Origin of the sequence: Streptomyces durocortorensis (assembly GCF_016901035.1) — a bacterium.
GTDB lineage: Bacteria > Actinomycetota > Actinomycetes > Streptomycetales > Streptomycetaceae > Streptomyces > Streptomyces durocortorensis.
Genome location: NZ_JAFEUF010000273.1, coordinates 1 through 8,126 on the forward strand (window position 1 = coordinate 1; position 8,126 = coordinate 8,126).

Genomic DNA, 8,126 nt, shown 5'->3' on the forward strand with positions numbered 1-8,126 from the left:
TTCCCCCCCCCATCGCCCCAGGTGCCCGACGAGCCGCGCGGGTCCACCCATGCACGTTTTCCCACCCCCACAGACATCACGGGAGACCGCACATGAGCAGCCACACCGTAGAACCGAGCCTGTCCCCGACCGGCGAAACTCCTGAATCCCCAATGGCCGAGGCCCAGTTGGAGCAAGCTGCCCGCCCTCCCGGCTCCCGGTTCCCTCTCCGACTCGCCGAGCTGGTCGACACCCACGCCCTCACCCTGCTGAGGGCGACGGTCGGCATCGTCTTCGTCGGCTTCGGCATGCTGAAGCTGTTCCCCTCGGCCAGCCCCGCCGAGCAGGTGGCCATCGACGCGGCCACGAAGATGACCCTGGGCCTCGTACCGGAGACGGTGCTGCTGCTCTCCCTCGCGGCGCTCGAAACAGCCATCGGCATCGGCCTGATCGTCGGCCGCCGCCTGCTGCGCCCCGCGCTCGTCGCGTTCTTCCTGCACATGGGAGGCGTGTTCTCGACCCTCTTCCTCCTCCCCGACGCGATGTGGCAACCCCACTCGCCGGCCCCGACGATGGAGGGGCAGTACGTCGTCAAGAACGTGGTCCTGGTGGCGGTGTGCCTGGTCGTGGCCGCGCACGAGTGGAGTCACGGGGCCCGCCGCGGGTCACGAGGACGGTGACCGGCACAGCCGGCGGAACGTGCGACCTACGGCTTCGACGCCGCCCGAAGCAGGCGCAGTTGCCCGATCTCGGCGACGTTCTTCATCAGCTCGGCGTTCAGCCAGGCGACCGCGTGTCCGATGGTGTTGTCCGGCGAGGTCTGCCACGGCAGCGTGGAGACGGCGTCAAGATCGACGTCGGTGAGTTCGTCGAGGACAGCCAGCCACTGGGTACGCAGATCCTGAAGCCAGGCGACAGCCTCCGGCCCGTTGCCCGGCCACGTGACGTCGGTACGCTCCCGGGGCGTCCGGCCTCGTAGGTGAGCGATGGCGGTACTCCACCACCATCCGATATGCCAGCTCACCCAGCCGATGGTGGGAACAGGGACGGGGTCGGGTTCGGTCTCGGCCCAGTCCGGCAGCCAGTTTCCGGCGGGATCCGGACGCACGGTCCACGACAGATCAGCAGGTTCCCACAGGAAGTCATCGGGCCCGAGCCGCTCCAGGTGGTAGTCGAACAGTGACCAGGTCATGTCGAACTGCCAGCGCAGCAGCTCGCAGCGGGGATTGCTCATCATTCCATCCTCGCAGTCGGTCACGTACTCCGCTGAAAATCCGGCGCAGTTCAACACCGCTTTCATGGAACGGATTCGCTGAAACAGGACCTGGACATGGGCAGGATCATTTCAGGATGGAGCCGCCCCTAACGTCGTCGATGTCAGCACAGACCACCACAGTCGAGCGCCGTTGGAGTTCATGATGCGCTCGCGTCCCGCCACCCGTTCCGCCCGTCTCGTCCTGGCCGCCGCCGTGACAGCCCTCGCCGCGACCACGGCCTGCGGCCCCGAGGACCCCCTTGGAAAACGGTGCCCCCGCAGCACCCTCCGCTTCCGCTTCCTCCACCGGGGACGGCAAGGGCGAGACCCCGTCGGGCGACAACGCCTCCGCCAGTGAGAGCGCGTCGGCCGGAAGCTCCAAGAGCGGCGGCTCCACGTCCGGTGACAAGGGAGAATCCACCGGCGGCGACAAGAGCGGCTACGGCCAGTCCTGCGGCACCAACGACCTGGACTTCACGGTCACGTGGGAAGCCCAGCCGATCAGCCACTACCTCGTCACCGCCAAGGCCAAGTCCGGCATCACCTGCTACCTGGACGTCAACACCCCGAGCGTCTCCTTCGGTTCGGGCGCGGACGGCGTGGCCTCGCCCGTCGGCCAGGGCGGCGAAGACCCGATCAAGCTCTCCGGCTCCTCGGTCGCGTACGCCGGGATCGACGCCAAGACCACCGAGGGCGAGGGCGGCAAGAAGTTCGAGAACGTCATCATCGCCACCTCCGAGGACGACCTGAACCCGGCCCAGGTCGAGCTGCCCGACGCCCCCACGGTGGACAAGCCGATCGTCACGAACTGGTCCACCAAGCGCGACGAGGTCATCCCGCGCGTCATCTGACCACCCGCCCCGTCACCGTAGGACCGGCGCACTCCGCACCACCGCGCCGAGGACGTGAGAAGGCCCCGGCGCGCCGCACGACGAAGGCGCCCGGCGGGCCTCTCCCACACGTGAACCACATGAAGCCCGCGCCTCAGGACTGCTCCCTGCGGGGAGTTCTTCTCGCCCGATCAGTCGTGGTCCCCGCGCACGCGGGCCTGCGCACGCGGCGCGGGACTCGGCCGGCGCGGAAACTGCCCCCTGCCTGGTCCAATGACCGCGCGCGGATCGCGGAGCCAGACGTGCTGCCCCCGGTCGGTGACGGTCAGCCCGAACTGCTCGGGACCGGGCCGCCCGGCCGATTCGTACTCCCACCAGGTCTGCTCGATCTCCTCCCACAGGAACCCGGGCCCGTACTGCCACACCTCCTCCCCGGTAGCAGCACTCGCGGCACTCCCGTTCCCATGGGTCACCCACACCTGAACACCTTCACCGGCGGCCTGGTGGATGAGCCGCACACCGGGCAGCCGCGCCCCCGCGAACAGGGCGAACCCGAGATCCAGGAGCCGGGCGGGATCCAGGCCGGCCGCACGAGCCCGCCCCTTCCCCCGGACCTCGTGGAGATCGGGGACGCGGTGGGCGCGCATCGGCATGTACGTGGCCCCGCCACGGAACGGGCCCACCGCAGTGCCGTCCTCCTGAACCCGAAGCTGGACCAGCGCGCCCGACCAGAACTCCCGGGCCAGCGGGGCCACGACGATCCCGCCGGGGCGGACCTGCCGCAGCAGCGTGTGCGGGACGTACCGCAGGGCGCAGGTGGCAACCAGCCGGTCCATGGGCCCCAGGCCGGGCCAGGGCTGCTCACCGTCCCCGACCCGCAACCGCGGCCGATACCCGGACTGGGCCAATGCCTCGGCCGCCTGCCGCGCCACGACCGGATCCAGCTCCACGCTGTGGACCAGATCATCACCGAGCCGCTCGCAGAGCAACGCGGCGACGTACCCCGTGCCGGTCCCGACCTCCAACACCCGCATCCCGTCCCGGACTTCGAGCAGCCCGAGCATCCGGGCGACCATCGAGGGCATCGAGTTCGACGACGTCGCGATGCCCGGCCCGCCCTCGGCCCCGTCGTCGAGCTGCGTCACCACCGGCTCATCACTGTTCACCAACGCCAGCCAGGCATCCGCCCCCACCACCGGCTCGCACCGGTCCGGGAGTTGTCGCCAGACGTCGGCCGGGACGAACCGGCTGCGCGGAACAGCCTCGAACACCTGCCGCCACCGACCAGTCAGCAACCCACGATCAGCGAGATCCCGCACGAGGTCCGGGTACGTAGGTGCCTCCGATGCGCCGCTCACGACTGCGGCACGAACTGGGGGCGGCTGCCGTCCGGCGACGGCTTCGGCTCCTGCGGCGGCGTCCACGGCTTGTCCGACGGAGCCCCGCCGTGCTTCCCGGCCTCCACCGGAACGTAAATGCTGGTCATCGTCCATCTCCTTTGATCGATGCATTCGATACAACTGACTGGCTCGCGGGACGGTTGAGCCGGTAGATCCCTTACGGCGGGAACAGATCGACCCTGCGCGGACAACCACCCTCCGCACACGCCCGACACAACAGATCCCGCCCAAGGGCCGTGTTCCGCACGGCGGTCACCGGCTCACGCCAACACGCCTCACACGTAGGGACATCCGTCACCGACAAGGCGACGCTCATCCGGCATCCCGGAGCGCGGTCACCACGACGTGGCACGGGCAGGAACACCCCGGCAAGCGACACAGGGCATGCATGTCAGCCAGGTCCGTCACCAGGGCACTCCGGCACACAACACTGCATGGACCATCCGCCCCCACCGACAACGCATCCAGGCAGACATCCGCCGCCCCGGTCACATCGGTGACGGTGATCGGATCACCACGCCACAACAACGTCACCCCACGCTCCGGCCAGCAGGCCCCCGCCTCATCCCCGACCGGAGACTCATGCACACCCCCGTCCACGGGACACCTCATCCGCGCCGCACCTCCCGCCAGACACGACCCAAACGCACAGCCGTCGGACAGCAGACCCCGGCACGACAGGCGGCGCAGAACTGGGTGTGCCCGAGCCAGGACCGGTACACTTTGTCGCCGCTCTGCTGCAGCGGCCTTTCCGCCACTCCGGTCATGACGCCCCCTCTGTGGTGGGCAGCGAATCCGCAAGAAGGTGCGCGATCCGGTCGGCGCACTTCTTCTCCCGACCGCGCTCGCCGATGTCGGAACGGAAGCTTGTGACGTACCGCCCGCCCTCGGCGACAATCTCCTGGGTGAGGAATCCATGCATCGGGTCCGTGACGTGCAGTCGCAGTTCGGGTTCGAGGGCGACCACCCGCAATCCTTGATTGCGCAGGTGCCCCGCCAGTCTTTGCAGGTCGGTGGCTTTCATGCCTTGACGGTCTCAACTGACCCGGCTGCAGGGAATATGACAACCTATGACACGGAGTGGATCATGAGGACGGTCACGATCACCGGTACGCGCCAGACGGGCCACAAAGACCTCGCAGAGTACGCCGACCTGTTCGAGCAATACCTCAACCCCTTCGCCCGGGCCGCGCATTTCTACATCGGCGGCGCAGCGGGCATCGACTCGCTCGCCCTCCTCTGGCTCGCTGACCGGACATCGGCGGCCATCACGATCGTCGCTCCGGGCACCATGGACCGGCAGCCGGCCGAGGCACAGGAGGCCGTCGCTCGTTCGAGGGGCCGCATCAAGGAGGTCGTGGAGCTCGGGGCGGCCGAACTCCAGTCCCCGGCCTACCACGCACGTAACCGGTGGATGGTCGACCACACGTCGATGACCATCGGTTTCCCTCACGCCACGGAACCGTCGACCGGGACGTGGCAGACGATCGACTACACCGCCGAGCAGGGAAAGCCCCGACTGATCGTGCCGGTGTAGCCACGCACTGCCACGAACTGCGTCACCATGGCGATATGGGCAACCGGGCCGCGGGGGCGGCAACGCTGAAACGCCTGCGGCACAGCCGTGGCCTCTCTCTGGCCGGAGTCGCGCGGGCGCTCTCGCAGATCGCCGACGCTCTGCATCAGCCGCGCCTGCCCGCCGTGGCGAGCGTCCAACGCTCCGTGGCCCGCTGGGAGTCGGCGTCACCGACGTTGCCCGACGAGCGGTACCAGCTTCTCCTCGCTCACCTATACGCCCGCACCCCGGCCGGGCAGATAACTGTAGGGGCCGGTTCCGACTTGGCCGAGCTGCTCGGCGCGCTGCTCGACCTCGGCGAGAGTGAGTCCCGCGTCGCCTCGCTGCGTACAGCTCTCATCCGTACGGCGACGGACACCGGCGGCATGCTCGCTCTGCTCTCCACTCTCGTACAGGCCGACCTGTCCGTTGCCCTGGCAGACCCGAGCCGGGCGACCGAGGAAACCTCGGCCGGGCTGGCCGCGGTCGTGGCCGACGTCAACGCACAAGTGGGCTCGGTGCCGATGGTGCGCCTGCAACTGTTGCTCGCGCCCGTGATCGACGCGTGCCGCCGACTGCAGGCGGGGCCTCTTCCTGGGCCGGTGGCCGGTAACGTCCGGGCGGTCGCCGTCGCGGCCTGTTCCCTCGCCGGTCGGCTGGCGTTCGAGAACCGGGACGACGGGGCCTCACAAGCTCTGTACGCCGAGGCCACGGCCCAGGCCGAGCAACTCGGCAACACATGGCTGCGGGCGTCCGTAAACATGAGCCACGCGCTCGTGACTTTCTATTCGTCACCCGATCTCGCCGACGCCCGGCGGCTCGTCGACCAGGCGGTGAATGCAGCCGGCTCGGGGGACAGTGCCCAGGTGCGAGCGCGAGCGCACGCGCTCCAGGCCGAGGTCGCCGCGCGGGCCGGGTGGGAGCGGCAGGCGCAAGCGGCGCTCGGATTGGCCTGGTACGACATCGAAGGCCGATGCGCCGACGATCCCTCGGGCAGTACCTTCTCGGCCGGTCACCTTCGTGGGTTCGAGGGGGTGTGCGAGCTGTACATCGGCGATCCCTCGGTCGCGCACGACCGGTTCGCCGCATCAGCGGCTGCTCTGACCGCTCCCCGAGAGCAGGTGCAACGCGCGATCGTGAGAACTGATCAGGCCCTTGCCCGCATCCGGATGGGGGATCCCCGGTCGGCTGCCGAGCTGCTGCACGAGTGCGTAATCGCGGCGGTGGCGACCGGTGGTCGCGTACCCGCGATTCGGTTGCGCCGAGCCCGTGTTGAGCTGCGACCGTGGCGGCGGGAGGACTTCGTGGCCGACCTGGACGACCACTTGATGGACGTGCTGGGGGCGTGACGGTAGGCGGGCGTCAACACACTCGTGCATCGAACTCTGCGACAAGCCGCGACAGTTCGAGGAGACTCTCCACCCGGAAGGTGGGGAGTCTCCCCATGCTGTGATCGACTGCGCGTGGGGCAGAGATTCCTTGAATCGTCGCGCCTTGGTCACCGCATCGGTCGACAGCCGGAGGTGGCGGTAGCGGGATGCTCGCCGGCCTCCCACCGTCTCTACTTCGCGGCGATGTCGGTGAGGTCCGTGAGCGACTGAATCACCCAATCAGCATGCGCGTGTACGCGGTCGTCGTTGCCCCATAGGTGCCCCCAGGGGCCCCGGCGGATGTGCGCGGTACGGAGTCCGGCCTCGGCCGCGGGGAACGTGTCGTTCGCGGGATGATCACCGACGTACACGGTGTCGCGCGCGGGGGCGCCGGATGCCTGCAGGACCCTCGCGAAGAACTCCGCCGAGGGCTTGGCGCAACCCCACTCCTCGGAGGTCGCGACGAGATCGGCGGGCAGATCGAGCGTCCTGAGCAACTCTCCGGCGCGCACGGTCTGGTTGCCTGCGATCACGACGCGCATCCCGAGTCGGCGAAGTTCCGAGAGAGCGGTGCGGACGTCTTCGTACAGGTCGCTCTCATCGAGGTACTCACCACGTCCGGCTGCCTCACGGGCGGCGTACTCGGCCGGAATGTCGATGCCCGGCTTCACCAGCCTCAGCGCTTCTGAGTTGTCGAGCCCTTGGGCTGTCACGGCACCGACAAGAGCGGACAGCGTGTGCCGGGGCGTGCCGAGCCAGTCGGCCCAGGAACCCCAGTAGCGGTCGTCGCGGACGAGAGTCTCACCGATGTCGAACACGAACGTCTTCACACATCGAGCCTAGGGTCGATGACGACCGTCGCGCCATCTTCCCGGCCAGAGGCTGAACTCACCGGGAATCAGGGGGACACAGGTCACCAGGTCGGCCAGTAGCTTACAGGGGGTGCTGGTGCTGGTGAGCGAGGAAGACTGACGGCGCGCAACGCCTGAAAGCATCCGATACGCGATCCGCCTCGCCGAAGCGTGAGAGGAGGACGTCGTGAGCAACGACCTGTCCGCGGTGGGCCGCTTTCTGTTCGAGGCAGGCACGCTCAAGCAAACGCGGCGTACCGGGTGGTGGATGGCCGGGGTACGTGACCCGGAGAGCGTTGCCGAGCACTCGTGGCGTACGGCGCTGATCGCCACGATCATCGCGAAGCTGGAGGGCGCGGACCCCGCCCGGGCCGCCTACCTCGCCGTCTGGCACGACACGCAGGAGACCCGTACCGGGGACGTCAACCACCTCGGGAAGAAGTACGCGCCCGCCGGCGACCCACAGGAAGTCACCGCCGACCAGACTGCGGGCATGCCCGAGGTGCTGGCTTCAGCGGTCCGCGAGCTGGTCGCCGAGTACGAGGCGAAGGAGTCGCCGGAGGCGGTCTGCGCCCGGGACGCGGACAAGCTGGAGTGCATGCTCCAAGGCCTCGAATACAAGGCCCAGGGTTACGAAAACGCCCAGCGGTGGATCGACAACAGCCGCGGTCGTCTCGTCACCGATACCGCCAACCGCCTGGCCGACGAGCTGCTGGCGCAAGGAAGCCTCGACTGGCTGCGTACCGCCTTGGGCGAGAACACGAAGTAGCCCTCACCGAAGCCCCCGGGGGGGGGGGGGGGGGCCCCGGGGGGGGGGGGGGGGGGGGGGGGGGGGGGGGGGGGGGGGGCCGGGGGCCCGGCGGACCCCCGACACCCGGCCACCGGG

General features: G+C 69.0%; 9 protein-coding genes and 1 pseudogene. 5 read left to right on the forward strand and 5 right to left on the reverse strand.

The genetic code is table 11. The annotated features are described in order from the left end of the window. Window positions 1-92 precede the first annotated feature (92 nt). The gene (locus JS521_RS30960; RefSeq protein ID WP_205086239.1) at window positions 93-659 is read left to right on the forward strand and encodes a DoxX family protein; all 567 of its coding nucleotides are present in this window, start codon (window positions 93-95) and stop codon (window positions 657-659) included. A 26-nt stretch (window positions 660-685) separates the two neighbouring features. On the opposite strand, the gene JS521_RS30965 is transcribed toward JS521_RS30960, so the two are convergent. Next, window positions 686-1,213 carry a DinB family protein gene (locus JS521_RS30965; RefSeq protein WP_205086240.1) on the reverse strand — a complete coding sequence of 176 codons (528 nt, stop codon included), beginning with the start codon at window positions 1,211-1,213 and terminating at the stop codon, window positions 686-688. A 184-nt stretch (window positions 1,214-1,397) separates the two neighbouring features. Here JS521_RS30965 and JS521_RS30970 point away from each other — a divergent pair. After that, window positions 1,398-2,085, forward strand: a pseudogene (locus tag JS521_RS30970) (hypothetical protein). 170 nt (window positions 2,086-2,255) lie between these two features. On the opposite strand, the gene JS521_RS30975 reads toward JS521_RS30970, so the two are convergent. From JS521_RS30975 to JS521_RS30980, 3 genes are all read right to left on the reverse strand, one after another. Further along, complete coding sequence (locus JS521_RS30975) at window positions 2,256-3,422, reverse strand: methyltransferase domain-containing protein (protein ID WP_307847977.1); 1,167 nt, start codon at window positions 3,420-3,422, stop codon at window positions 2,256-2,258. Continuing rightward, window positions 3,419-3,550, reverse strand: coding sequence for a hypothetical protein (locus tag JS521_RS37290; RefSeq protein ID WP_275564237.1), 132 nt, complete (start codon window positions 3,548-3,550; stop codon window positions 3,419-3,421). The genes JS521_RS30975 and JS521_RS37290 overlap by 4 nt, the downstream gene beginning before the upstream one ends. A gap of 677 nt (window positions 3,551-4,227) precedes the next feature. Further along, a complete protein-coding gene (locus tag JS521_RS30980; RefSeq protein ID WP_205086242.1) occupies window positions 4,228-4,488 on the reverse strand; it encodes a hypothetical protein in 261 nt (86 codons plus the stop codon). A gap of 63 nt (window positions 4,489-4,551) precedes the next feature. Here JS521_RS30980 and JS521_RS30985 point away from each other — a divergent pair, with 63 nt between their 5' ends. Both JS521_RS30985 and JS521_RS30990 read left to right on the forward strand, forming a co-directional pair. Further along, a complete protein-coding gene (locus tag JS521_RS30985) occupies window positions 4,552-5,001 on the forward strand; it encodes a DNA-processing protein DprA (RefSeq protein WP_205086243.1) in 450 nt (149 codons plus the stop codon). A gap of 35 nt (window positions 5,002-5,036) precedes the next feature. After that, entirely contained in the window at window positions 5,037-6,368 is a 1,332-nt protein-coding gene (locus JS521_RS30990; protein WP_205086244.1) for an NsdA family TPR-like regulatory protein, read from the forward strand. Window positions 6,369-6,580: 212 nt separating this feature from the next. Here the strand turns inward: JS521_RS30990 and JS521_RS30995 are convergent, their stop codons facing one another. Next, complete coding sequence (locus JS521_RS30995) at window positions 6,581-7,219, reverse strand: HAD family hydrolase (protein WP_205086245.1); 639 nt, start codon at window positions 7,217-7,219, stop codon at window positions 6,581-6,583. Window positions 7,220-7,427: 208 nt separating this feature from the next. On the opposite strand from JS521_RS30995, the gene JS521_RS31000 reads away from it, so the two are divergent. After that, window positions 7,428-8,009 carry an HD domain-containing protein gene (locus JS521_RS31000; RefSeq protein WP_205086246.1) on the forward strand — a complete coding sequence of 194 codons (582 nt, stop codon included), beginning with the start codon at window positions 7,428-7,430 and terminating at the stop codon, window positions 8,007-8,009. The last annotated feature ends 117 nt before the right edge of the window (window positions 8,010-8,126 follow it).

Bases quoted from the DNA above. Each gene is read 5' to 3' on its own strand.
- JS521_RS30960 (WP_205086239.1), top strand. From the start codon at position 93: ATGAGCAGCCACACCGTAGAACCGAGCCTGTCCCCGACCGGCGAAACT.
- JS521_RS30965 (WP_205086240.1), bottom strand. From the start codon at position 1,213: ATGAGCAATCCCCGCTGCGAGCTGCTGCGCTGGCAGTTCGACATGACC.
- JS521_RS37290 (WP_275564237.1), bottom strand. From the start codon at position 3,550: ATGACCAGCATTTACGTTCCGGTGGAGGCCGGGAAGCACGGCGGGGCT.
- JS521_RS30980 (WP_205086242.1), bottom strand. From the start codon at position 4,488: ATGAAAGCCACCGACCTGCAAAGACTGGCGGGGCACCTGCGCAATCAA.
- JS521_RS30985 (WP_205086243.1), top strand. From the start codon at position 4,552: ATGAGGACGGTCACGATCACCGGTACGCGCCAGACGGGCCACAAAGAC.
- JS521_RS30990 (WP_205086244.1), top strand. From the start codon at position 5,037: ATGGGCAACCGGGCCGCGGGGGCGGCAACGCTGAAACGCCTGCGGCAC.